Annotated in this window: 19 protein-coding genes; 9 read left to right on the top strand and 10 right to left on the bottom strand. The window is 72.1% G+C overall.

Annotated features, from left to right (window positions below; genetic code table 11):
• Nucleotides 1-9 precede the first annotated feature (9 nt).
• From M5362_RS22515 to M5362_RS22530, 4 genes are all read right to left on the bottom strand, one after another.
• Nucleotides 10-2,226 (bottom strand): bifunctional serine/threonine-protein kinase/ABC transporter substrate-binding protein, encoded by a 2,217-nt coding sequence (locus tag M5362_RS22515; protein WP_260229502.1) that lies wholly within the window; start codon nucleotides 2,224-2,226, stop codon nucleotides 10-12.
• 3 nt (nucleotides 2,227-2,229) lie between these two features.
• Nucleotides 2,230-4,458 (bottom strand): bifunctional serine/threonine-protein kinase/ABC transporter substrate-binding protein, encoded by a 2,229-nt coding sequence (locus M5362_RS22520; RefSeq protein WP_260229562.1) that lies wholly within the window; start codon nucleotides 4,456-4,458, stop codon nucleotides 2,230-2,232.
• On the bottom strand, nucleotides 4,455-5,276 hold the full coding sequence (locus M5362_RS22525; protein ID WP_260229565.1) for a hypothetical protein: 822 nt from the start codon (nucleotides 5,274-5,276) through the stop codon (nucleotides 4,455-4,457). Before M5362_RS22525 ends, M5362_RS22520 begins: the two co-directional genes overlap by 4 nt.
• A gap of 84 nt (nucleotides 5,277-5,360) precedes the next feature.
• On the bottom strand, nucleotides 5,361-5,771 hold the full coding sequence (locus M5362_RS22530; protein ID WP_260229503.1) for a helix-turn-helix domain-containing protein: 411 nt from the start codon (nucleotides 5,769-5,771) through the stop codon (nucleotides 5,361-5,363).
• Nucleotides 5,772-5,869: 98 nt separating this feature from the next.
• Here M5362_RS22530 and M5362_RS22535 point away from each other — a divergent pair, with 98 nt between their 5' ends.
• Both M5362_RS22535 and rarD read left to right on the top strand, forming a co-directional pair.
• Nucleotides 5,870-6,739, top strand: coding sequence for an SDR family oxidoreductase (locus M5362_RS22535; protein WP_260229504.1), 870 nt, complete (start codon nucleotides 5,870-5,872; stop codon nucleotides 6,737-6,739).
• Between the two features lie 82 nt (nucleotides 6,740-6,821).
• Entirely contained in the window at nucleotides 6,822-7,880 is a 1,059-nt protein-coding gene (rarD, locus tag M5362_RS22540; RefSeq protein ID WP_260229505.1) for an EamA family transporter RarD, read from the top strand.
• Between the two features lie 10 nt (nucleotides 7,881-7,890).
• Here rarD and M5362_RS22545 read toward each other — a convergent pair whose 3' ends face one another.
• Together M5362_RS22545 and M5362_RS22550 are read right to left on the bottom strand one after the other, a co-directional pair.
• Nucleotides 7,891-8,223 carry a DUF6401 family natural product biosynthesis protein gene (locus M5362_RS22545; protein ID WP_260229506.1) on the bottom strand — a complete coding sequence of 111 codons (333 nt, stop codon included), beginning with the start codon at nucleotides 8,221-8,223 and terminating at the stop codon, nucleotides 7,891-7,893.
• A gap of 26 nt (nucleotides 8,224-8,249) precedes the next feature.
• Nucleotides 8,250-9,671, bottom strand: coding sequence for an MFS transporter (locus M5362_RS22550; protein ID WP_260229563.1), 1,422 nt, complete (start codon nucleotides 9,669-9,671; stop codon nucleotides 8,250-8,252).
• A gap of 108 nt (nucleotides 9,672-9,779) precedes the next feature.
• Here M5362_RS22550 and M5362_RS22555 point away from each other — a divergent pair, with 108 nt between their 5' ends.
• The 3 genes from M5362_RS22555 (at nucleotide 9,780) to M5362_RS22565 (ending at nucleotide 13,496) form a co-directional block, all read left to right on the top strand.
• On the top strand, nucleotides 9,780-10,238 hold the full coding sequence (locus M5362_RS22555) for a helix-turn-helix domain-containing protein (RefSeq protein WP_260229507.1): 459 nt from the start codon (nucleotides 9,780-9,782) through the stop codon (nucleotides 10,236-10,238).
• A 315-nt stretch (nucleotides 10,239-10,553) separates the two neighbouring features.
• Nucleotides 10,554-11,009: a VOC family protein gene (locus tag M5362_RS22560; protein WP_260229508.1), complete on the top strand. Its 456-nt coding sequence runs from the start codon at nucleotides 10,554-10,556 to the stop codon at nucleotides 11,007-11,009.
• 267 nt (nucleotides 11,010-11,276) lie between these two features.
• Nucleotides 11,277-13,496: a VCBS repeat-containing protein gene (locus tag M5362_RS22565; protein ID WP_260229509.1), complete on the top strand. Its 2,220-nt coding sequence runs from the start codon at nucleotides 11,277-11,279 to the stop codon at nucleotides 13,494-13,496.
• Nucleotides 13,497-13,714: 218 nt separating this feature from the next.
• Here M5362_RS22565 and M5362_RS22570 read toward each other — a convergent pair whose 3' ends face one another.
• Nucleotides 13,715-14,221 carry a DUF1203 domain-containing protein gene (locus M5362_RS22570; RefSeq protein ID WP_260229510.1) on the bottom strand — a complete coding sequence of 169 codons (507 nt, stop codon included), beginning with the start codon at nucleotides 14,219-14,221 and terminating at the stop codon, nucleotides 13,715-13,717.
• Between the two features lie 325 nt (nucleotides 14,222-14,546).
• Here M5362_RS22570 and M5362_RS22575 point away from each other — a divergent pair, with 325 nt between their 5' ends.
• Nucleotides 14,547-15,857, top strand: coding sequence for a M28 family metallopeptidase (locus tag M5362_RS22575; protein ID WP_260229511.1), 1,311 nt, complete (start codon nucleotides 14,547-14,549; stop codon nucleotides 15,855-15,857).
• Nucleotides 15,858-15,931: 74 nt separating this feature from the next.
• Here the strand turns inward: M5362_RS22575 and M5362_RS22580 are convergent, their stop codons facing one another.
• Both M5362_RS22580 and M5362_RS22585 read right to left on the bottom strand, forming a co-directional pair.
• A complete protein-coding gene (locus M5362_RS22580) occupies nucleotides 15,932-17,101 on the bottom strand; it encodes a sigma-E factor regulatory protein RseB domain-containing protein (protein WP_260229512.1) in 1,170 nt (389 codons plus the stop codon).
• A 178-nt stretch (nucleotides 17,102-17,279) separates the two neighbouring features.
• Nucleotides 17,280-18,290 carry a polyprenyl synthetase family protein gene (locus tag M5362_RS22585; RefSeq protein WP_260229513.1) on the bottom strand — a complete coding sequence of 337 codons (1,011 nt, stop codon included), beginning with the start codon at nucleotides 18,288-18,290 and terminating at the stop codon, nucleotides 17,280-17,282.
• Between the two features lie 175 nt (nucleotides 18,291-18,465).
• Between M5362_RS22585 and M5362_RS22590 the strand changes: the two genes are divergently transcribed.
• Nucleotides 18,466-19,971, top strand: a complete 1,506-nt coding sequence (locus M5362_RS22590) for a peptide MFS transporter (RefSeq protein ID WP_260229514.1) — start codon at nucleotides 18,466-18,468, stop codon at nucleotides 19,969-19,971.
• A 12-nt stretch (nucleotides 19,972-19,983) separates the two neighbouring features.
• Complete coding sequence (locus M5362_RS22595) at nucleotides 19,984-21,981, top strand: CocE/NonD family hydrolase (protein ID WP_260229516.1); 1,998 nt, start codon at nucleotides 19,984-19,986, stop codon at nucleotides 21,979-21,981.
• A 61-nt stretch (nucleotides 21,982-22,042) separates the two neighbouring features.
• Here M5362_RS22595 and M5362_RS22600 read toward each other — a convergent pair whose 3' ends face one another.
• The gene (locus tag M5362_RS22600) at nucleotides 22,043-23,296 is read right to left on the bottom strand and encodes an LPXTG cell wall anchor domain-containing protein (protein WP_260229517.1); all 1,254 of its coding nucleotides are present in this window, start codon (nucleotides 23,294-23,296) and stop codon (nucleotides 22,043-22,045) included.
• 292 nt (nucleotides 23,297-23,588) lie between these two features.
• Between M5362_RS22600 and fahA the strand changes: the two genes are divergently transcribed.
• Nucleotides 23,589-24,815, top strand: a complete 1,227-nt coding sequence (fahA, locus tag M5362_RS22605) for a fumarylacetoacetase (protein WP_260229518.1) — start codon at nucleotides 23,589-23,591, stop codon at nucleotides 24,813-24,815.
• Nucleotides 24,816-24,871 lie beyond the last annotated feature (56 nt).

Here is a 24,871-nt window from a genome sequence, read left to right on the forward strand (position 1 = left end):
CCGCGCCCCTCACCCCTTCTTCCAGCGCTTCTTCTCGTCGTCCGCCGCCTTCTCGAACTGGCCGAGGAAGCGCGGGGAGCCGCTCTCGACCCGGTACAGGAAAAGCTCCTTGTTGTACCGGAACATCATCACGTTCTTCTCCTCGAACCCGTACTGCTTCGCGAGCCCCTGGAACGTGAACGTCCGCATCGCCCCGCGTACGGCGATCCGCGCGACGGCCAGGTTCTGTTTCGACACCAGATCCGTCATGCGCTCGGCCAGGCCCGTCACCACGTCGTACGCCTCCACCGCGAACCGGTCGACCGGCGCCGTGCCCGCGAGGCCCCAGCGCCTGCGGTAGGCGGCCGTGAAGTTCCTGGCGGCGGGCAGCTTCGCCGGATCGACGAAGGTGGTGCCGAAGTACCAGCCCTCGGCCGCCTCCGGGCCCGCGACGGAGAGGAACTCCGGCCCCAGCGCGTACTCGACGCCGCCGCAGAGACCTGCGTAGCCCTGCTGCTTCAGCTCCTTGGCGCAGAGGCCGGCGCGGCGTGGGGAGACGCCCGCGTAGAGCACGATGCCGGGGCGGGCGGCGAGGACCTCGCGCACCACCGGCCCGAAGTCGTCCTCCGCCGCCCCGATCTGGTGGACGGTCACCGACTCGCCCACCGCGCTCATGGTGGTCTGCACGGAGTTGGCCGTACGCCAGCCGTAGTCGCCCGCCGCCCGGTCCTGCGCCACGGCCGTCCGCCTGGCTCCGCGCACGAGGGCGACGCTGGTGACGGGCAGTTGCAGCATGTCGTGGTGGACACGCATCTCGCGGTAGACGGGGTTGACGTTCGCACCGGCGAGGTCGCCCTGGTCGATGCCGACGGCGACGGTCGCGAGGACGAGCGTGCCGGCGATGTACGTGTCGGCCGCGGCGACCACGGTCTCGCGGGTGGTGGGGCCGATCACGGCCATGACGGTCCGGTCGGCGACGAACTCCCGTGCCACGGCACCGGCCCGGCGCGGGTCGCCCTCGTCGTCCCGTGCCTTCACCGCCAGGTCGAAGGGCCGGTCGGAGCGGGCGTTGAAGGTCTCGGCGGCGAGCCGCGCCCCGCGTTCCTGGGCGCGCCCGTCGGCTGCGCGGGGGCCACTCAGGTCGGTCTGGACACCGATCGTGTACGTGGGCAGGTTCGCGGGCGGCCCCCCGGTGCCCGACCCCGTGCCGCCGGTCGCGGGGTCGCCGTTGACGAGCCAGGCCGTCAGCCCGCCGGCCCCGGCGACGGCGGCCGCGGACCCGAGCGCCAGGAAGCGCCGCCGGGACGGCGAGGTGCGGGCCGGGTCGTCGGTCGGGACCAGGACGGTCGGCTCCGCCACGGGCAGGTCCAGGGCCCGCGTGGAGCGTTCGGCGATCAGCGCGGGCAGCCCGGGCGGAAGCCAGTCGTCCGCGGGCCCGTCGGCCGCGCCGAGCCGGGCCCGTACCTCCACCGCCGTCGGCCGGTCGGCGGGGTCCTTGGCCAGACACGCGGTCACCAGGGGCAGCAGCACCTGCGGTACGCCGTCGAGGTCGGGCTCCTCGTGGACCGTGCGGTACACGACCGCGGCCACCCCTCCCGTACCGAAGGGCCGCCGGCCCGTCGCCGCGTAGGCGAGCACACAGCCCAGCGAGAAGACGTCGCTCGGCGGGCCGACCTCCCCGGCGCCGGCGGCGCGGGCCTGCTCGGGGGCGAGGAAGCCGGGCGTGCCGATCATCACGTCGGTGGCGGTGAGGGCGGTGGCCCCGGCCGACCGGGCGATGCCGAAGTCGATCAGGCGCGGCCCGTCGAGGGCGAGGAGGACGTTCCCCGGCTTGACGTCCCGGTGGACGAGGCCGGCCTCGTGCATGTCCGCGAGCGCGTCGGCGAGCCGCGCGCCCAGGGCCCGCACGCTCGGCTCGGGCAGGGCGAGGTGGAGGCCCACGGCCTCGGCGAGGGAGGGGCCCGGCACGAACTCGGTGGCCAGCCACGGCTCCCGGGCCTCCGGGTCGGAGCCTAGGACACGGACCACCCAGCGGCCGGTGATCCGCTCGGCGGCCCGGGCCTCCCGCCGGAACCGCTCCCGGAAGCCGGGGTCGGCGGCGTGCTCGGCGCGGATCAGCTTGAGCGCGGCGAGTGCGCCGCCTCCGGAGCGGGCGAGATAGACCACGCCCATGCCGCCGGCGCCGAGCCGGCCGAGCAGGCGGTATCCGGCGATCGCCGAGGGATCGGCGGGACGGAGGGGCTTCACGGCTCAGACCCGTCTGTTCTTCGGAGGCCCGGCGGGGGCGAACTCCAGTGGCTTGAAACGGCCGTTCTCCACCGTGTAGATGAAGGTGCCGACCGTCGCCGAGCTCAGGCTGCCGTACTCGGGGTCGAAGGCGTAGTCGCCCATGACGCCCTTGTACGTGACCTTGCGCAGGATCGTCGTCATTGCGGTGCGGTCGACGGCCTTTCCGCCCTTGACGATCTTCTCGACCTCCTGGAGCAGCAGGTTGACCGCGTCGAAGGACTCTCCCGTGTAGTAGGCGGGGGCCGCGCCGTACCGCTTGCGGTGTGCGGCGACGAAGGCGGACGCCTCCTTGCGGGTCGCGGGGTCGACGACCGGCGCGCCGAGGATCCAGCCCTCAGCGGCCTCCCCCGCCTCCGCCAGGAAGCGCGGCCCGAAGACGTGCTGTCCGCTGGCCTTCATGCCGGTGAAGCCGAGTTCGTCCAGGGCCCGGGCGGCCAGGACGGCGCTCGGGGTGAGGCCGCAGTGGACGTACGCGTCCATGCCCTCCGCGATCATCTCGCCGAGCACGCGCTTGTAGTCGGTGGTGGTGCCGGGGACGACGCGGGGGACGGGGGCGACCTTCCCCTGCCGGAAGGCGAAGTTGGCTCCGCCGATGTACTGCCAGGCGTAGGTGTCGTCGGTCCGCTCCTGGAGGATGCCCGGCCGGACGCTGCCGGTCTTGTTCAGGACGTAGTAGGCGACGTGGGTGCCCGCGATGGCGTGCTGGGGGCAGGCCTGGAGCACCGAGAGTCCCTGGCCGGTCGCCCGGTTGGTCAGCAGGTTCAGCCCGGCGGAGACCGTGATCAGCGGCAGGCGTGCCTCGTCGTACGCGGGGAGGGCGGCCAGCCCCGTGTAGTCGGAGGTCGGCCCGAGGACACCGAGGACGTCGGGGTCGCCGGTGAGGACGCGGGCGGCGGCCAGGGCCCTGCGATCGTCCCCGCCGTCGTCGGAGACCGTGACTTCGAGGGTGAAAGGCTTGTCCGCGCGGGCGTTGAACCGCTCGACCGCGAGTCGGGCGCCACGTTCCTGCGCACGGCCGATGTCCTTGGCCGGACCGGTCAGGTCGGCCTGGACGCCGATGATCCAGCGCCGCTTCCCCCCGGGAGTGGCGGCCTTCCGGCCCTTGTCGTCGTCCCGCAGCGCGGCCCAGGCTCCGACGCCGCCTCCCGCGGCGAGGACGGCGCCACCGGAGGCGAGGAGCAGGAACCTCCTTCGACTGGGGGGCGCTTGGCCGCCGCCCTCGGACGCGCCGAGCCGGGTGGCGTCGATCTCGGGCAGGGCGAGCATCGCCGCGGAACGCTCGGCGATGGTCCGGACGACCGGGGCGGGCAGCCAGTCGGCGGGCGCGCCGGGGGTGTCCTCCGTGAGGCGGTCGGCGATCTCCTCGGCGGTGGGCCGCGGCGCCGGGTCCTTGGCGAGGCAGGCGCGCAGAAGGTCCAGGAGTCCGTCCGGTACGCCGGCGAGGTCGGGCTCGTCGTGGACCGTGCGGTACAGCAGGGCGTCGACGGCCCCCGTGCCGAAGGGCGGGCGGCCGGTGGCCGCGTGGGCGAGGAGGCAGCCGAGGGCGAAGACGTCGCTGGGCGGGCCGATCGCGGCCGCGCGGGCCTCGGCCTGTTCGGGGGCGAGGAATCCGGGGGTGCCGACGACCATGTCGGTGGAGGTGAGCGCGGTCTCCCCGGTCGTCCGCGCGATGCCGAAGTCGATCAGGCGCGGCCCGTCGACGGCGAGGAGGACGTTGCCCGGCTTGACGTCCCGGTGGACGAGTCCGGCCGCGTGGACGGCGGCGAGCGCCCGGGCGAGGGCGCCGCCGAGGATCCGTACGCTCCGCTCCGGCAGCGGGCCGTGGGCGGCCACGGCCTCGCCGAGCGAGGGCCCGGGGACGAAGGCGGTCGCCATCCACGGCTCGGGGGCGTCCGGGTCGGCGCCCGTGACGGGGACGGCCCAGGGGCTGGAGACCCGGCGGGCGGCCTCGACCTCGCGGCGGAAGCGGGCCCGGAAGTCGGCCTGGTCGGCCTGGTCGGCGTGGGTGACCTTCACGGCGGCGAGTTCGCCGTTGTCCGTACGGCCGAGGTAGACGACGCCCATGCCGCCGGCGCCGAGCCGGCCGAGCAGCCGGTAGCCGGCGATCGACGACGGGTCGGAGGGCAGCAGCGGCTGGAGGGCGGCGGGCCGGGGAGCGGACGGGGGGACGGGCGGGGCTGCGGGGCTCACGACTGGACCTCCAGCTCGTCCTCGGCGCGGCTGACCATGGCGACGAGGGCATGGACCTGGGCGCTGTCGACCTCTTTGGCGATGTGACCGGCCGCGCCCTTGACGACGGCGGCGACGGTGACCTGCCCGACGCGGGACTGGTACCAGGAGTACGTCTGCTCGCCCTTGACGGAGTCGTTGACGTAGGTCCCCGCCTCCCGGAGCGAGTCCACGGCGGTGAAGTTGCCGCCGACGCCGAAGGGGCTGCCGAGGGAGAGCAGGCCGGTGATCCGCTCCCCGTCGCGCAGTCGCTGCTCGGGGCAGCGGAGCGCCTCCTCCAGGGTCTCGGCCATCTCCCAGTCGGCGTCCGTCTCGGTGCGGTGCACGGTGACGGTCGCGGAGACCCGGAGCGCTCCCCTGCCCTCCTGGGCGGGGACCTCGCTGTAGGCGGTGACGCTGTAGAGCACCGTCCGCGGGCGGGTTCCGGTCTCCCAGGTGCACCGCTCACCGAGGACGGGCCAGTAGTCGTCGGCGCTGAGGTGCGGGGTGCGCTTGACGTAGTCCCCGCCCCAGGAGTCGGGGCCCGCGACGATCGCGAGGGCGAGCCGCTTGGCGTCGGCCTCGGTCCTGGGCGCCCTCTTCGGGTCCGCGGTGAAGGCCAGCCTCGACGGTGTCGGCAGGGGCTCCGCGGACGACGTTCCGCTCGGCCCCGGGGTCGCACTCCCCTTGTTCCCGGGGCTCTCGCCCTCGTCGCCCGGGCCGGAACAGCCCGTCAGGATCACGCCGCAGGCCAGTAGTCCCCCGCAGGCGCGCAGCACTCTTCGGTACCCGTACGGCACGATTCCCCCACGCACGCTCACACTTGCCCCCAGTGGTGAGCAGATCGTACGCCGTGCCGGGTCCAACCCGCCCCGGTTACAACATCATTGAGGCGATCCCGTAGCCGTCTCGCGACGTGCCTCGTCGTAGCGGGCGCGGGACTCCTGGACCGCCGGGACGCGGGCGTCGGTCCAGCGGGCCAGCTCCCAGACGCGGCCCGCGGCCTCCTCGCCCAGTTCGGTGAGGCTGTAGTCGACGCGGGGCGGGATGACCGGCTTGGCGTCGCGGTGGACGAAGCCGTCGCGCTCCAGGGTCTGGAGCGTCTGGGTGAGCATCTTCTCGCTGACCCGGCCGACCCGGCGGCGCAGCTCGCTGAAGCGGTACGAGCGCTCCCGGAGGGCGATCAGGATCAGGACGCCCCACCGGCTGGTGACGTGCTCCAGGACGAGCCGGGCGGGGCAGGTCGCACCGTCGACGTCCGCCAGCAGGCTCTTCGACTCTTCACTTACTTCCATACCAGCACCTTACTTCAAAGTGGGTACTTTCCCAAGGTTAGTGCCTCCCGTACGGTGAGTACATCGCCCACCGCACCCCACGGGAGAAGGAACCACCCATGAGCATCGTCGTCACCGGAGCCACCGGACAGCTCGGCCGTCTCGTCGTCGACGAGCTGCTGACGCGGGTCCCCGCCGAGTCCGTCGTCGCCGTCGTCCGCGACAAGGCGAAGGCCGCGGACCTGGCCGAGCGCGGCGTCGAGCTGCGCATCGCCGACTACAGCGAGCCCGAGACCCTCGCGGGCGCGTTCGGCCCCGGCGACCGGGTCCTGCTGATCTCCGGCAGCGAGGTCGGGCAGCGCGTGGCCCAGCACTCCGCCGTGATCGACGCGGCCAAGGCCGCCGGCGTCGCCCAGCTCGCGTACACCGGCGTCCTCGGCGGCCCGGAGGCCGACTTCGACCTGGCCGCCGAGCACCGCGCGACGGAGACGCTGATCCTCGACTCCGGCCTGCCGTACACCTTCCTGCGCAACGGCTGGTACACCGAGAACTACACCGCGAACCTCGCCCCCGTCCTCGCCCACGGCGCCGTCGTCGCCAACGCCGGCGAGGGCCGCGTCGCCTCCGCCGCCCGCGCCGACTACGCCGCCGCGGCCGCCGCCGTCCTGACCGGCCCGGTCGAGACCCATGTGCGCAGGGCGTACGAGCTGAGCGGCGACGTCGCCTGGTCGCTGGCCGAGTACGCGGCCGAGATCTCCCGCCAGACCGGCAGGGAGATCGCGTACAGCGACGTCCCGGCCGGGACGCACGAGGAGATCCTGACCGGCGCCGGCGTCCCGCCGCTCTTCGCCGCGATCCTCGTGGACGTCGACAGGGCCATCGCGCGCGGGGCGCTCGCCCGGCGGTCCGGCGACCTCTCCCGCCTCATCGGCCGCCCGACCACCCCGCTCGCCGAGACCGTCGCGGAGGCCCTCGCCCGGAAGTCATGACCGTATCGCGGTACGGACATGACAGCCTGCCCTCTCCGGCGCTACCTTCGTCAGAACGGCGCGGCGCAGGGCAGGAGGTTCGGTGAAGACGGACGACGAGGGACGAGCAGGTCTCCTCTACGGGATCGGTGCCTACGGAATGTGGGGACTGGTCCCGCTCTTCTGGCCGCTCCTCAAGCCGGCCGGGGCGGTCGAGATCCTCGCCCACCGGATGGTGTGGTCCCTGGCCTTCGTCGTCGTCGCGCTCCTCGCGGTGCGCCGCTGGGGCTGGATACGCGAGCTGGTGCGCAGTCCGCGCAAGCTCGGCCTGATCACGCTGGCCGCGACGGTGATCACCGTCAACTGGGGCGTCTACATCTGGTCCGTCAACGCCGGGCACGTCGTCGAGGCGTCCCTCGGCTACTTCATCAACCCGCTCGTCACGATCGCCCTGGGCGTCCTGCTCCTGAAGGAGCGGCTGCGGGCCGCGCAGTGGGTGGCGGTCGGCGTCGCCGCCACGGCCGTCCTCGTCCTCTCCGTCGGGTACGGGCAGCCGCCGTGGATCTCGCTGATCCTGGCCTTCTCCTTCGGCGTCTACGGACTGGTGAAGAAGAAGGTGAACATCGGCGGCCTGGAGTCGCTCGCGGCCGAGACCGCGATCCAGTTCCTGCCGGCCCTCGGGTATCTGCTGTGGCTCGGTTCGCAGTCCACGGCCACCTTCGGCTCCGAGGGCGCGGGGCACGCGGGCCTGCTCGCCGCGACCGGCGTCGTGACGGCCGTGCCGCTGATCTGCTTCGGCGCGGCGGCGATCCGCGTACCGCTGTCGACGCTGGGGCTGCTCCAGTACCTGGCGCCGATGTTCCAGTTCCTGCTGGGGGTCGCGTACTTCCACGAGGCGATGCCGCCGGAGCGGTGGGCGGGCTTCTCGCTCGTGTGGCTGGCGCTGACGATCCTGACGTGGGACGCGCTGCGGACCGCACGGCGCAGCAGGGCGCAGCTGGCGGCGGCGGAGCTCGCGGCGGCCGCGGCCGGGGCGGACGTGGTCGCGCCCGAGGCGATCGCGGCCGACGCCGCACTGGTTCCGGCCGACGAACCCATCGACGGAGCCAGGGCCGGGGCCGAGGCCGTCGGCGGCGAGGCCAGGACGTCGGGCGTCTCCTGACGCCGGGATCTCAGGCCGCCAGGAGGTCGTACTCCCGGATGAGCCAGCACACCGCCGTCAGCCGCAGCGTCGCGAAGTCGTGGCCCACCGGTTCGACCCAGTCCGCCTCCGACAGCGACTCCGTGAAACCGAGGACGTAGTCGGACAGATCCTGACGGCGCACGGTCCGCCGGAGCGCGGAGGCGCCGTCCGGCCGGCGCGGGGACGGGATCAGGGCGTCGCACACGGCCGCCGCGTGCTGGTCGACGGCGGCCACGAGCCCCGGCTCGAAGGGGAACTCCGAGAGCCGGGGCATGTACGTCGCGGCCACACCGACCAGCGGACAGTCGGGTGAATCGTTCATTCCTCCACACTAAGGGCGCCGGGGAGTCACGAGACGGTGACCTTGGTCGCCCCCTCGGGAACCTCCGGGACCTCCGGGACCTCCGGAGCCTCCCGTACCGCACCGGCGCTCCGCAGCCCCGTCGCGGTCACCAGCGCCCCGAGCGCCACCATCGCCACCGGCACGAGCAGCGCCGCCCGGAAACCGCCGAGCCCGCCGCCCGCGATCCCGAACACCGCGGTCACGAGCGAGATGCCGACCGCCGAGCCGAACTGCGTCGCCGTCGTCAGCAGCCCGCTCGCCAGCCCCTGCTCCTCCTCCTCGATCCCGTCGGTCGCGGCGATCGTCAGCGGCCCGTACGCCAGCGAGAAGGCGAGGCCGGTCAGCAGCAGGGTCGGGAACATCGCCGCGTACGACCAGTCCGGCCCGACCGGCAGGAACAGCGCGTACGAGACCACCGCGAGCACGAAGCCGCCGAGGATCACCCGGCCGTTGCCGAACCGCGCCACCAGCCTCGGCGTCAGCGTCGGGGCGAGGATCGCGTCGACGCCCATCACCATCAGCGCCAGCGCCGTCTCCAGGGAGGACCAGCCCCGCAGCTCCTGGAGGTAGAGCGTGGCGACGAACTGGAAGCCGAAGAACGATCCGACGAAGAGCAGCGCCCCGAGGTCGGCCCGGACGGTCGACGCCTTGCGCAGCAGCCCGAGGCGTACGAGCGGGGAGCCGGCGCGGCGTTCCACGGCGACGAACACCCCGACGAGGGCCGCACCCGCGGCGGCCACGAGCGCGGTCAGCCGCCACCCGTCGAGGCCGTGCTCCAGCCGTACGATCCCGAAGGCCAGCAGCAGCATCGCCCCTGCCGCGGTCAGCGCACCCGCCAGGTCGAAGCCGCCGGTCACCCGCTCCGGCCGTGCCTCCCGGGGGATCAGGCGCAGCGCGGCGAGCAGGATCGCCGCCGCCAGCAGGACGGGGGCGAAGAAGACCCAGCGCCAGCCGATCTGGGTGAGCAGCCCGCCGATGACGAGACCGAGGGAGAAGCCTCCGGCGGCCGTGCCGGCGAAGACCAGCAGGGCCTGGTTGCGCTGCGGCCCCTCCGCGTACGAGGTCGTGATGATCGACAGCGCGGCGGGGGTCATGAACGCGGCGGCGACTCCTGTCACGAAGCGGGCCGTGATCAGCATCCAGCCCTCCGTCGCGAAGCCGCCGAGACCGGAGAAGAGCAGGAAGACGGTGAGCCAGCCGAGGAACATCCGGCGGCGGCCCAGGAGGTCGGCGGCGCGCCCGCCGAGGAGTGTGAAGCCGGCGTAGCCGAGGACGTACGCGGACATCACCCAGGCCGCGGTGGATGTGGACAGGTCGAGATCGGATCTGATGCTCGGCACCGCGACGGCGAGCATGGCGACGTCGATGCCTTCGAGGAAGATCGTTCCGCACAGGACGAGCAGGAGGGCCCAGGCGCGTGCGGGCAGGGATGTGGACACAGTCGTCTCCAAGGAGGGGAAGGGGAGGGGCGGTTACCGGCCGTTGGGTCGGTTCCCTCTTGTAACCACCTGCATCCTGCGGCAGCATCGGGTGCCATGGAAGAAGGCACTTTGAAGTCACCGAGTCACTGCGAAGTGACCGACGCCGAGGGCTACTCGGGGGACGCGGACCCCTTCCAGTGGGACACGCGGGAGGACTGCGAGGTCCGGCAGATCCTGGACCGGGTCGCCGACAAGTGGTCCCTGCTGGTCATCGCCCTGCTCGACCGGCGCAAGCTGCGCTTCACGGAGCTGCGGCGGGAGATCGACGGGATCAGCCAGCGCATGCTGACCGTGACACTGCGGCAGCTGGAGCGGGACGGCCTGGTGAAGCGGACCGTGCACCCGGTGGTCCCGCCGCGCGTGGAGTACGAACTGACGCCGCTGGGCGGGACGTTGCACACGACGATCCGCTCGCTGGTGCTCTGGACGGAGCTCCACCAGAACGAGATCGCGGCGGCCCGGGAGGAGTACGACGCACGGGAGGCGGCGGAGGCGGCTGCCGTCACGGTCTGACGCGCGGGAGGCGGAGGCGGCCGGAGTGACGGTCCGACGCGCGGGAGGCGGAGGCGGCCGGAGTGACGGTCCGACGCACGGGAGGCGGCGGAGGCGGCTGCCGTCACGGTCTGACGCACGGGAGGCGGAGGCGGCCGGAGTGACGGTCCGACGCACGGGAGGCGGCGGAGGCGGCTGCCGTCACGGTCTGACGCACGGGAGGCGGCGGAGGCGGCTGCCGTCACGGTCTGACGCACGGGAGGCGGAGGCGGCCGGAGTGACGGTCCGACGCGCGGCGACGGGCGAAGGGCGGGGCGAGCCGCTATGACTGGTCCCATGGCACCCCTCCACTGGAAGCTCGTCGTCGACACCGCCGACCCGCACGCCCAGGCCGCCTTCTGGGCCGCCGCCCTCGGTTATGTGGACGAGGACCACACGGCCCTCGTCGAAGGCCTCCTCGCCGCCGGTGCGGCCCCACCCGAGCTGACGGTCACGCTCGGGGACGGCCGCCGGGCATGGCGTGACCTGGCCGCCGTCCGGCACCCGGACGACCCCTACGAGGAGAAGTCCGAGGCCGGTCTCGGCCGCCGGATCCTCTTCCAACGGGTCCCGGAGGAGAAGACCGGCAAGAACCGCCTCCACATGGACCTCCACCCGGGCCCGGAGACGCGCGACGCGGAGGTCTCCCGCCTGGAGTCCCTGGGCGCCTCGTCCCTGCGCCGGGTGTCGGAACACGGGTCCACCTGGGTCGTCATGGCGGACCCCGAAGGCAACGAGTTCTGCGTGCAGTGACGCCCCCGGAAGGGGACCGGAAAGCCCGACCGAAAGAAGATGCGGTCTGCCGTACAACCGTTCGCACCGACCGGGAGTCGTACCCGGCGGTGCGTACGGGTACGCGTACCGCGCCATCACGGACGCACGCACCGGTGCGCGCGGCGGGAACACCCACGCTCGTGCCCGGCGCACGGTCACCGAGCGGCGCCGCCCGCACCTTTGTGCCCTCGGACGCCTCGCGTGTCCGCTCCGTCATGAAGCAACCTTCGGAAGGTCACCTCACACGTGAAGCACCGCATTTCCGGCCGTCGGCTCGCCGCCGCGGTCCTCACCCTGTCCACGGTCACGGCCGTGACGGGGACCCTCGTCACCGTTCCGGCCTTCGCCGCCGTCCCCGCGGCGATCGCCGCGGCCGGTGCCGAGGCCGCCGACGGGGCGACGCTGCCGCTCGACGCCGACGTCGTCAGCGTCGGCGACACCGGCTACCTCACGTCCCGAAAGGACGCCGACGGCAAGTCGGTCCTGGAGTGGCGGAAGGCCGACGGCTCGGTTGAGCCGGTCAGCGGCGCCACCGTCGGCCACGACAGCGCGTCCGACTTCGTCGTCACGGGCGAGGGCGGCAGCACGGTCACCGTCCGGGACATGACGGCCCCCGCCGCCCCGCCCGTCACGGTCGACCTCGCCACCGAGTTCGCCGCCGGGGCCAAGCTGGTCGGCGTGGTCGGCAGGGACCTGTTCGTACAGGTCCCCGGGACGGGGAACTTCCACGACCTGTGGCTGTACACCCCGAACGGCGAGCAGACCAGGAAGGTCAAGCTCTCGGGGTACGGCAACCACGTGGGCTTCAAGGTCGTCGCGTCCGCCGGGAACGACGCGCTCGTCCTGGTCACCACCCGCTACGAGTCGGGGGCGACGTTCCGCAACCAGGACTCGCTGGCGCTGGTCGACTTCGTCCGCGGCACGTCACTCCGGCACGAGAGGGACACCGGCAAGCTCGTGACGGACGGATCGGGGGCCCGCACACACGACTACATCGCCCGCGTCGAGGCCCGTGCCGAGGGCAACAGGATCATCGTCGACAGGGCCGGCAAGCTCCCCAAGGAGATCCGGCTCGACAGCTTCAGCCAGAAGGCCGTCATCGTCGGCATCGTCGGTGACGTGCTGCTGTACGGCGTCCCGGGCGAGGCCACCGGAAATTCGGTGAACCCGCTGTACGCGGTGGACCTCTTCAAGTCCGACGCCCAGCCGTACGAGCTTCTGGAGCGCTTCTCCAGCGTCGCCCACGCCCCGGACGGCGCTGTGCACGTGCGTGGTGTCAAGAACGACGTCGACGGCCTGTACCGGCTGTTCGACGGCGTCCAGGGCAGCGTCCCCGTCGTGACCGAGGTCGCGAGCACGGGCCGCAACTTCGCCGTCACCGTGGTCGACTCGAAGGTTCCCGCGACGGTGGACCTCCAGCAGCCGGGCACCCCGGTGCGGTTCGAGTGGACGATCTCGCGGTCCGCCTTCGCGATGGTGACGCTGACGCACGTGGCCACCGGCAAGAAGGTCACCCTGCCCGGACCGGACGACCGCTCCACGAATCCGGTCATGGAGTGGAACGGCGCCCTCGAGGGAACGCACGCCCCGAACGGCGCCTACACCTGGCAGTTCGTCGCCATCCCGGGCGGCATCGGCAGCGCCGCGCGCGCCTCCGGCACCTTCCAGGTCACCCGGCAGGCCAACCCGCACGACTTCAACGACAACGGATCGACCGACCTGCTCGCGCGGGACTCCTCAGGCACGCTGTGGCGGGACGACCTGTCCGACGGGCCGGTGGACGGGCAGAACAAGTCGGCCGGCCGGACGGCCGTCGGCGGCGGCTGGCAGACGTACAAGCACATCGAGGCGGCCGGGAACATCGCCGGCACCCCGAACGGCGATCTCGTCGCCGTCGACACGGCCGGTTCGCTGTACCACTACCTCGGGAAGGGCGACGGGACCTTCGACAAGCGGGTCGCCGTGGGCGGCGGCTGGCAGAACTACCGGCAGATCGCCGCGGGCTCCGACCTCGACGGCGACGGGCGGGCCGATCTCGTCGCGACCGACGCCTCGGGCGTCCTCTGGTCCTACAAGGGCACCGGCGACACCACCCGGCCGTACGCCAAGCGCGTCCGCGTGGGCGGCGGCTGGCAGCAGTACAACCAGCTCACCGCCGTCGGCGACATCGCCGGCTCGGCCGCCGGTGACCTCGTCGCCCGCGGCACCGACGGTGTCCTCTGGCTCTACCAGGGCGACGGCCGCGGCAACTTCACCGCCCGTGTACGCGTCGGCGGCGGCTGGAACGCCTTCACCCAGCTCGTCGGCGCCGGTGACGTCACCAACGACGGCCGCCCCGACCTCGTCGCCTACGGAGCGGGCGGCACGTACGTCTACCGCTCCACCGGCTCGGTCACCGCGCCCTTCGAGCGGCTGACGACCGGTCTGTACGCGGGCGAGGGCACCACGTTCAACAGCGTGGCCTGAAGCACCGGTTCGCAGAAGTACGACGTCGGACCACGGACCCGGTCGGGGCGCCCGGCCGGGTTCCTTGGCCGACAGGATCCGGCCGCCGTCCGGGATCCGGACGGCGGCGGGGATCCGGACGGCGGCGGGGATCCGGACGGGGCCGGGGATCCGGACGGGGCCGGGACCGGGCGGCGGCAGGGATACGGACGGGGCCGGGATCCGGGCGGCGGCCGGGTTCAGGCGCGCCGCACCTCGAACTGGAAGCAGCCGTACTCCACGGCCCGGACGTGCACGAGTGCGACCGCCGGATCGGCGAAGGCCTCCGCGAAGGCCTTGTCGAAGGCCGCGGTCGCCTCGGCCGGGATCTCCAGAAGCCGCCCGCCCGCGATCCGCCCCTCGGAGTCGTAACGGCGCAGCGTGCGGAGCGCTCCCGGCCGGTCGAAGGGGTACGACTCCGGGCCCTGTGACGGCCCCGCGCACTCCTCGGCGTGGATGAAGACCGGGCCCTGCTCGTCGTACGCGCCGGGCCCGGCCCCGGTCGCGGCCGCCCAGCGCCGCAGCGGGGCGTACGAGACGAGGGCGATCCGCTCCCCCGGCTCCACCGCGCGCAGGCAGCAGCGCAGCGGGCTGCCGCCCTCGGCGGCGGTGGCGGTGTACGGGACACAGGGCTGACCGGCGTCGTCGGCGGCCCGGAGCTCGGCGAGGACGGCGGGTTCGACGGCGCGTGCGGTGTAGGTCGTCATGGCTCCAGCGTCACGCGCGGGCGCCGGTCCCGCTGGCGGGATTCGGACGTCACGCTCCGGGGCCCGCCACCCCTCCGCGGAGCCGCCCGCCACCCCTCCGTGGCCCGCCCCGCGTGGCGGCTCGTCCAGCGGCTCGTCCGGTGAGCGAACGCCCCTGACCGGTTTCCGCTCTTGACGCTCAGTCAAACTCTCGTTGAACATTCACCACGCACATCACGCACCACCCGGCACCATCCCGCACAGCTCCAACGCCCCGCGACTCCACAGCCGTCGGGGCGTCTCGCACGTTCCGTTCCCATCCCCGTTCGGAATCCGGAGCCCCCACATGAACCTCTCCGTTCCCAGACGTGCCGCCGCGCTCGCGGCGGTGACCGCCATGGCCCTCGCCGGTCTCACCGGCGCCGGCTCGGCGAACGCGGCGCCCGCCGCCGCGGCGGCCGCGCCCGACATACCCCTGGCCAACGTCAAGCAGCACCTCACCGACCTCCAGGCCATCGCCACCGCCAACGGCGGCAACCGCGCCCACGGCCGTCCCGGCTACAAGGCGTCCATCGACTTCGTGAAGGCCAAGCTGGACGCGGCCGGATTCACCACCACCGTCCAGCAGTTCACCTCCAGCGGCGCCACCGGCTACAACCTGATAGCCGACTGGCCGGGCGGTGACCCCAACCAGGTCCTCATGGCCGGCGCGCACCTCGACTCCGTCTCCTCCGGTGCCGGGATGAACGACAACGGCTCCGGGTCCGCCGCCGTCCTGGAGACCGCGCTCGCCGTCTCCCGCGCCAACCTCCAGCCCACGAAGCACCTGCGCTTCGGCTGGTGGGGCGCCGAGGAGCTCGGCCTGGTCGGGTCGAAGTACTACGTCAACCAGCTCCCGTCCACGGAGCGTTCGAAGTTCTCCGGCTATCTGAACTTCGACATGATCGGGTCGCCCAACCCCGGCTACTTCGTCTACGACGACGACCCCGCCATCGAGCAGACCTTCAAGGGCTACTTCGCCGGCATCGGCGTGCCCACCGAGATCGAGACCGAGGGCGACGGCCGCTCCGACCACGCCTCGTTCAAGAACGTCGGCATCCCGGTCGGCGGTCTGTTCACCGGCGCCAGCCGGGTGAAGTCCAGTGCCCAGGTCCAGAAGTGGGGCGGTACGGCCACGGCCTTCGACCGCTGCTACCACTCCTCCTGCGACACGACCTCGAACATCAACGACACGGCCCTGGACCGCAACAGCGACGCCGTCGCCCACGCGATCTGGACCCTGTCCGCCGGTACGACCACGCCGCCCACCGGCACGGTCTTCGAGAACACCGCCGACGTGTCCGTGCCGGACAACGGCGCCGCGGTGACCTCGACCGTCAACGTCACGGGCATCACCGGCAACGCCCCCTCGGCCCTCAAGGTCGACGTGAACATCGTCCACACCTACCGCGGTGACCTCGTCGTCGACCTCGTCGCCCCGGACGGCTCGGTCTACAACCTGCACAACCGGTCCGGCGGCAGCGCCGACAACCTCGTCCAGGCCTACACCGTGAACGCCTCCTCGGAGGTCGCCAACGGCGCCTGGAAGCTCCGCGTCCAGGACAGGGCGGCCCAGGACACCGGCTACATCAACAGCGTCAAGCTGACGTTCCCGTAAGGCCGGACGCCCCGGCACGCACGAACTCCCGGGTGGGTCGGTGACCATCGCCCCCGACCCGCCCGGGGTCCCAATCAGCCCTGCTGCGCGGCGTTGGCCGCGTCCACCAGCGCCTGCTTCGTCACGGCGCCGACGTAGACCTTGCCGTCGTCCGTCAGCAGCGCGTTCACCAGCTTCGTCTTGAAGACGGTGCCCGAGCCGAACTTCCCGGAGACCTTGTCCCCGAGCGCGTCCAGGAAGCCCTGGACCTCCGCCGGGGCATCGTCCGTCTTCGGGGCCTTGGCGCCGGTGTCGAACGTCGCGATCGAGGTCCAGCCCTCGCCGATGACGTTCGGGCCCTCGGCGCCGGCGCCCGCGCCGCCGAAGAGGCCCTCGAGGCCGCCGAACCCCTTCTCCAGCTCCTTCTCGACCTCCGCGGGGGCCTTCTCGTGCCCGGCGGCGCCCTCCGTCACCTTCGCGCCCTTCGGCGCCTCGAAGTCGAAGGTCGAGGCCGCCGGCCTGCCGAAGTCGACCTTCGTGAAGCCCGCGTCGAGGACCGGCTTGCCGCCGTCGACCGAGGCGAGGGTGAACTTCAGCGGGGTGCCGTTCTGCGCGTCCACCGCGACCTTCACCGACTCGACCGTCGAGCCGCTCTGCTTCGGCTTGACGACCAGCTGGTACGCGTCCCGGCCGGCCACCTTCGCCGTCCCGCCCACCGTGATCGACGTCGTGCCGTCCGCCGCCTTCAGGATCTCGTCGGCGAGCTCCTTGGGCGTGGCCGGAAGCTCCTTCTCCGGCGCCTTCCCGGCCCCGTCCGCCTTCTCGTGGAAGACCTCGTTCGACTTGCTGTCGTAGCCCCACACGTCGTCGCCGTTGTGGATCAGGCTGTACTCGTCCGAGCCGTCCAGGATCGTCAGCCTCTGCTTCTCCGGGCCGTCCGCCGCCACCCGCAGTGTGTGCGTGCCCGAGACCAGCTGCGTCAGCTTCTCCTGCGGGTCCGCCGAGGCGGAGCCCGAGCCCCCGCCGAGGGAGCCGGCCAGGCCCGCCACCGACGGCAGGCCCAGGTCGGTGCTCACCTTGAACGTGCCGGACAGCGTCTGCGTGTCCGAGGCGGCGATCTTCTCGATCAGCTGCTGTGCCGTGATCTCCGGCAGGTCGGGGTCGCCGGACGCCGCGAGAGCCGGTACGAGCCCGATGGTCGCAGCAGCCACTCCGGCCACCGCGACCGGGACGATGTAGCGGCTCGCCTTACGGTTGTCTGCCATGGTCTGTCCCTACCTCCGTGGTCGATGACTCCATCTGACCAAAGCGGCGGCACGGAATCGTCAGACTGCGGCATCAACCTCACGTACTGCTCTGGGATGACAACCCCTAGGGTCTCCCGCCCGTCCGGCCGAGCCGCGGGGCGGCCCGCCCGGTCGGAACAGGCCGGAGCCGGCCGGTTCAGCCCGCCCGGTGGACCACCGCGTCGCACAGCTCCATGAGGGCCGACTTCGCGTACCCCTCGGGCAGCGGCGCCAGCATCGCCCGCGCCTCCTCGGCGTACCGCACCGTGTCCCGCCGGGCCTGCTCCAGGGCCGGGTGGACCCGGAGCCGCCGCAGCACCTCCGCGTGCCGCTCGTCGTCCGTGAGGTCGCCGTCGATGAGCTCGACCAGCTCCACGTCCTCGGGGCGGCCGGAGGCGGCCGCGGCGGCCCGCAGACGCAGGACGGGGAGGGTCGGGATGCCCTCCCGGAGGTCCGTGCCCGGGGTCTTGCCGGACTCGTGGGAGTCGGAGGCGATGTCGAGGACGTCGTCGGCGAGCTGGAAGGCCACGCCGAGCCGCTCGCCGTACTGGGTGAGGATGTCGACGACGCTCTCGTCCGCACCGGCCATCATCGCGCCGAAGCGGCAGGAGACGGCGACGAGCGAGCCGGTCTTGCCGGCGAGGACGTCGAGGTAGTGGTCGACGGGGTCGCGGTCGCCCTGGGGGCCGGCCGTCTCCAGGATCTGGCCGGTGACCAGACGTTCGAAGGCCTCGGACTGGATGCGTACGGCATCGGGTCCGAGATCCGCCAGCGTGTGCGAGGCGCGGGCGAACAGGAAGTCACCCGTCAGGACGGCGATGGAGTTGCCCCATCGGGTGTTCGCGCTGTCGACGCCTCGACGCACGTCCGCCTCGTCCATGACGTCGTCGTGGTAGAGCGTCGCCAGGTGGGTGAGCTCGACGACGACGGCCGAGGGCACGACACCCGGCGCGTAGGGGTCGCCGAACTGGGCGGCGAGCATCACGAGCAGCGGCCTGAAGCGCTTGCCGCCTGCCAGGACAAGGTGCTGGGCGGCCTCCGTGATGAACGGGATCTCGCTCTTGGTGGCGTCGAGGAGCCCTGCCTCCACGGCCGCCAATCCGGTCTGGACATCGGCCTCAAGAGCCTGGTCCCGCACGCTAAGACCGAACGGCCCGACGACGGTCACGAGGGGGTCTCCTGTCTGCTGACGCCTGCTGGCACTGCCGACGATCACACGGATTGTCGATGTGTCGCTCGATTCACTCAAGTCAGCGTATCCGGTCGCGTTTCGATCACCATGGGCGCCTTCCCGCCACCCCCGGTATGTTCGTGATCAGCTCATACGACCAGGAGTAGGCGCTTTGTCCCGAACAACGATCGACAGCGACACGAACGGCGAGCAGCCACCGCCCGAGGACGATCATGCCTTCTTCGGCCAGCCGAAGGGGCTCCTGACCCTCTCGGGGCTGGAGGTGTGGGAGCGGTTCTCGTTCCTCGGCATGCAGGCGATCCTCGTGCTCTACTTCGCCGACAGCGTCGCGAACGACGGTCTGGGCATGGATCCGGGCACGGCCGCGTCCGTCGCCGCCGCGTACGGCACCCTCGTCTACCTCGTCTCCGTCGCGGGCGGCTGGCTCGCCGACCGCATCCTCGGCTCCTACCGGGCCGTCCTGTGGGGCGGCATCCTGATCGCGCTGGGCCACTACTCCATGGCGGTGCCGACGGCCGGGATGACCTGGGCGGGACTCGGCCTGATCAGCGCCGGCACGGGCCTGCTCAAGCCGAACGTCGCCACCATGGTCGGCAAGCTCTACGCCACCGACGACGACCGCCGCGACGCGGGCTTCGCCCTCTACTACATGGCGATCAACATCGGCGCCTTCGCCGGCCCGCTGATCACGGGCTGGCTCGCCGACCACCAGGGCTACCACTGGGGCTTCTCGGCGGCGGCCGTCGGCATGACCCTCGGCCTGCTCCAGTACGTCCTCGGCCGCCGTCACCTGGCCGGACGCAAGCACTCGGCCGAATTCGCGCTCGCCCCCGACGCCATGCGCCGGGCGGTCCGGACGATCATCCTGGGCGTGGTCGTCGTGGGCGTCCTCGGAGGGGTGCTCGCGGCCGTCGGCTGGCTGACCATGGACCGCTTCGTCGACCTGCTGACGCTCATCTCGGTGATCGCCCCGGTCGTCTACTTCTGGGTGATGTTCCGGAGCCCCCGGGTCACCCCTGAGGAGCGCGGCCGCCTCCGGCCGTACATCGTGCTCTTCCTGGCCTCGGTGGCCTTCAACTTCATCCTCTTCCAGGCGTACTCGACGATGATCCTGCTGGCCTCCACCAACGCCCGCACCACCATCCTCGGCTTCGACTTCCCGGCCAGCTGGTACGCCTCCGCGCTCGGCGCCTTCGAGGTGGCGCTCGCGCCCGTCGTGGCCGCCGTCTGGGTGCGGATGGGACACAGACAGCCGCACGTCTCCAACAAGATCGCCTTCGGGGTGATCCTCGGCGGTCTGTCGTTCCTGCTGATGGTGCTGCCGACCTCGGGCCACGCCGACGACACGTACAAGATGGCGGCCTGGTGGATCGTCGGCTCGTACCTGCTGCTCGGCCTCGGCGACGTCCTCCTGGAGACCTCCGGGATGTCGGCGACCAGCAAGCTCGCGCCGAAGGCCTTCTCCAGCCAGACCATGTCCCTCTGGTTCCTCTCCCTCGCGCTCGCCAACGGCATCCAGGCGCAGACGGTGAAGCTGTACGACGACGTCTCCAAGCCTGCCTACTTCGGCGTCAACGGAGCCATCGCCGTCGCCGTCGGCCTCGTCGTGATCGCCATGGCGCCCTGGCTGCGCCGCACCATGCACCCCGTCCACTGAGGTTGGTCCGCCATGCGCATCCGTACCGATTTCCCGTACGAGACGACCCACGAGGACGTCCGGATCCCGCTCCCGGACGGCACGAGGCTGTACGCCCGGATCTGGCGCCCGGTCACCGAGGAGGCCGTACCCGCCCTCCTGGAGTACCTCCCGTACCGCCTCACCGACTGGACGGCGCCCCGCGACTGGCAGCGCCACCCCTGGTACGCCGGGCACGGCTACGCCTCCGTACGCGTCGACGTACGCGGGCACGGCAACAGCGAGGGCCTGCCGGGCGACGAGTACGACGCCGTCGAGCTGGCGGACGGCGTGGCGGTGGTGAACTGGCTCGCCGAGCAGCCCTGGTGCACGGGGAAGGTCGGCATGTTCGGGATCTCCTGGGGCGGCTTCAACTCGCTCCAGATCGCGGCCCTCGCCCCCGAGCCGCTGAAGGCGGTCGTCACCGTCTGCTCGACCGACGACCGCTACGACAACGACGTCCACTACATGGGCGGCTCCGTGCTCGCCGTGGACATGCACGCCTGGGCCGCGACCATGCTCGCCTTCGTCTGCCGGCCGCCGGACCCGAAGTACGTGGGCGAACAGTGGCGCGAGATGTGGCTGCGGCGTCTGGAGGCCGTGGAGCCCTTCGCCCACACCTGGCTCGCCCACCAGACGCGGGACGCGTACTGGAGGCACGGCAGCGTCTGCGAGGAGTACGAGGCCGTCCGCTCCGCCGTCCTGGCCGTGGGCGGCTGGCACGACCCGTACCGGGACACCGTGCTCCGGCTGGTGGAGCACCTTCCCCAGGACCGGGTACGCGGGATCATCGGACCGTGGTCGCACCAGTACCCGGACCGCGGTCTGCCGCCGGGGCCCGCCATCGGCTTCCTCCAGGAGACCCTGCGCTGGTGGGACCACCACCTCAAGGGCGTCGAGAACGACGTGATGGCCGAGCCGCTGCTGCGCTCCTGGATCAGCGCCTCGCATCCGCCGGCCACCGTCTACGAGGAGCTGCCGGGCCGCTGGGTCGCCGACCCGGCCTGGCCGTCCCCGAACGTCAGCCCCGTCACGTACGCCTTCCAGGGCGAACCGGTCGTCGTCGACTCCCCGCAGCAGACCGGCCTGGACGCGGGGCGCTTCTTCCCCTTCGGCAACGACGCCGACCTGCCGCCCGACCAGCGCGAGGAGGACGCCCACTCGGCCTGCTTCGACTTCCCCGTGCCCGAGGACGGCGAGCCGATCGAGATCCTGGGCCGGCCGCGGGTGAGCCTCTCCCTCCGTGCCGGCGCCCCCACCGGACAGGTGATCGCCCGGCTGTGCGACATCGCTCCGGACGGCTCCTCGACCCTGGTCACCCGGGGGGTGCTGAACTTCTCCGCCCGCTACGGCCGCGACCGGGCCGTGGAGGCGCAGGTCGGGGAGGCCGAGGACTTCGTCTTCGAGCTGAACGGCATCGGCCACACCTTCCCGCCCGGCCACCGGGTCCGCCTCGCGGTCTCCTCCGCGTACTGGCCGTGGATCTGGCCCCAGCCGGACGCGGCGGGCTTCACCCTCGACCCGGTCGCCTCGCACCTGACACTGCCGGTCCGCCGCCGCACGGACGACGCGGTCGAGTGGGAGCCGCCTGAGCAGTCCGAGCCGCTGGGCGTGAGCGTCCCGGAGACGCTGGAGGAACCCCGCCCGGAGCGGCTGGTGGTGCGGGACGTGGCCAGGGGCGAGTGGCGGCTGGAGGTCGACCCCCGGTACGGCGGTACGCGGGTCTATCCGGACGGTCTGGAGTTCACCGAGGAGGCCCTGGAGACGTACACGATCGTCGAGGACGACCCGCTGTCGGCCCGCACCCGCTCGGACTGGTCGATCCGGCTGCACCGGCCGGAGATGGCGTGGGACGTGACGGTCGAGTCGCGCTCGGAGATCTCCTGCGACGCGGACGCTTTCCTCACGTCGAACGAGGTGGTGTGCAAACGCGGCGACGAGGTCGCCTTCCACCGGACGTGGGAGAAACGCATTCCGCGTACGGCGGGTTGAGCGGGAAGGGAAAGGGGCTCGCGCTCCGTACGGAACGCGAGCCCCCTGGTCACCGCTCGGATCAGGCGTCGGCGCCGGCCTTGCGGCGGCGGACGACGAACATCGCGCCGGCGCCGAGGGCCACGGCCGCGGCGCCCGCGAGGGCGAACTGCGGCATGACGTCGCTCGAACCGGTGTTGGCGAGCTGGCCGGTGGTCGTCACGGACGTGGTGGAGGTGCCGCCCTGCTGGGTGGTGCCGGTGTTGCCGCCGCCGGTGGTGCCGCCGGTCGTGGACTGGTCCCCGGGCTTCGCGTCGACCTGGAACTCGGTCCTGGCCCCTTCCTCGGCGAAGCCGCAGGAGCCGTCCTTGTTGTCGTAACCGAAGTCGGCGATGAACGTGCCCTCGGTCTTCGGGGCCTTGGCATCGACCGTCATCCGCACCAGGAGGTCGACCTTCTCGCCCTTGTCGAGCTCGCCGAGGTCGATGAAGCCGAACTCGGTGTCCAGCTTCTCCCACTCGGCGTTCTCCGGACCCCACTTGAGCTCCGTGTGGTCGGCCAGGGTGTCCTTCTCACCGAGGTCGTAGAGGCCGGTCATCCCGTAGACGGAGTCGAGGTTCTTGCCGGTGCCGTTGGTGATCTGGAGCTTGAAGTCGACGCTGGTGCCGGCGACGACCTTCGTCGGACCGGTCAGGGTCACCTTCAGCTGCTCGCTGACGTTCACGCAGTCGGGGTGCGGCGGCTCGGCGTCGGCGAGCGCCTTCTTGGCCGCGTCGAGGACCTTGAGGGCCTCGTCCTTGGCGGTCTTGGCCTCGCCGGTCTTCTTGAACAGTTCGGCCTGCTCGCTCTCCAGGGCCGTGTTCGCCTTGGTGACGTTCGCGTCGGCGGTGGTCTTGGCGGTGGCGGCGGTGGTGGCCTTCGTCTTCGCCTCGTCGAGAACCGTCTGCGCGGCGGCCTTCTCCTCGTCGGTGACGGCGGCGTCCAGCTTGGCCTGGGCGTCCACCACGGCCTGGTCGGCCGCCGTCTTGTCGAGGGTGGCCTTCTCCGCCGCCTTCTTCGCGTCGGCGACGGCGATCTGCAGCAGGTGGTCGGGCTTGTCGAGCGCGTCGAGGGCCTTCTGGGAGGCGTCGTACGCGACCACAGCGGCGTCGTACGCCTTCTGCGCCTCGGCGACCTTCTTCTGCAGCTCCTCGATCGTCGGCTGCTGCTCCTGCTCCTGCGTCTGCGACGGAGCGGACGGCTTGGTGTCGGCGAACGCCGGGGCGGCCGAGAGGAAGACGACGGGAGTCGTCACGGCGGCGGCCACGGCCGTCGCGAGAATACGGCGGATCTTCAAGGTGGACCTTTTCTGGTCAGGAGTGGTCGGTGAAGAAAAAGAAGGGGGGTCGCGCCTGCGGAAACCCTCACGCGGTGCGACGTTGCCACGATCGTATGACCCGCATAAGCCCCTGGAAAAGGGGGAATTGAGCGCGCTCAGACCCCGCAGCCCGCACACAGGACGCATAAAACAGGCGAACCTGGACAGTTGTGCACGGAGGCCTCACTTTCTCTGTGACCCATGTCATCCGCGCCGCGCGGCCCGCCCCGTAACGTGTCCCCCACACCCGTGGAAAGCGAGGCAAGCACCGATGCCCGAGCAGTCCCCGCTCGATCTGGCCGAAGGCGATCCCTTCGGCCCGCACAACCTTCCGTACGGCGTCTTCTCACCCGCCGACGAGCCCGACCGGCGGAGGGTCGGCGTCCGCATCGGCGGCCATGTCCTCGACGCGGGGGCCGCCGCCCACGCGCTCGGTTCGCCCTACGCCGCGCTGCTCGACCGGCCGAGCCTGAACCCGCTGCTCGCCGCCGGCCGCACCGCCTGGCGCGACGTCCGCCGGGCGCTGACGGGCTGGGTCACCGTGCCCGCGCACCGACCCGTCATAGAGCCGCTGCTGCACCCGCTGGACTCCGTCACGCTGCATCTGCCGTTCGAGGTCGCGGACTACGTCGACTTCTACGCGAGCGAGCACCACGCCACCAACGTGGGCCGGATCTTCCGCCCCGACGGCGACGCGCTGACCCCCAACTGGAAGCACCTGCCCATCGGTTACCACGGCCGCGCGGGCACCGTCGTGGTCTCCGGCACCGATGTCGTGCGCCCCGCGGGGCAGCGCAAGGCGCCCACCGACCCGGCGCCGGTCTTCGGCCCCTCGGTGAAGCTGGACATCGAGGCGGAGGTCGGCTTCGTCGTCGGCACCCCCTCGACCCTGGGCACCCCGGTCCCGCTGGCCGACTTCCGCGAGCACGTCTTCGGTCTGACGCTCCTCAACGACTGGTCCGCGCGGGACATCCAGGCCTGGGAGTACGTACCGCTGGGCCCCTTCCTCGGCAAGTCGTTCACGACGTCCGTCTCGGCCTGGGTGACCCCCCTGGAGGCCCTGGACGCGGCCCGTACGGCGCCGCCGGCCCGGGACTTCGACCTGCTGCCGTACCTGGACGACTCCGCCGACGAGGAGCCCGGCGGCTTCGACCTGCGGATCACGGTCGAGATCAACGGCGAGGTCGTCTCCGAGCCGCCGTTCGCCACGATGTACTGGACGGCCGCCCAGCAGCTCGCCCACATGACGGTCAACGGCGCCTCGCTGCGCACCGGTGACCTGTACGGCTCCGGCACCGTCTCCGGCCCCGAGACGCACCAGCGCGGCTCGCTCCTCGAACTGACGTGGAACGGCCGCGACCCGCTCGAACTGCCCACCGGGAAGCGGACGTTCCTGGAGGACGGTGACGTGGTCACGCTCACCGCGTGGGCGCCGGGGCCGGACGGCACCCAGGTCGCGCTCGGCGAGGTGACCGGCCGGATCGTTCCGGCACCGTAGCCCCGCACACACGTCAGGGCCCGGCCCCCGCGCGAGCGGAGACCGGGCCCTGACGG

The organism is Streptomyces sp. Je 1-79, from assembly GCF_025195125.1.
Taxonomy (GTDB): Bacteria; Actinomycetota; Actinomycetes; order Streptomycetales; family Streptomycetaceae; genus Streptomyces.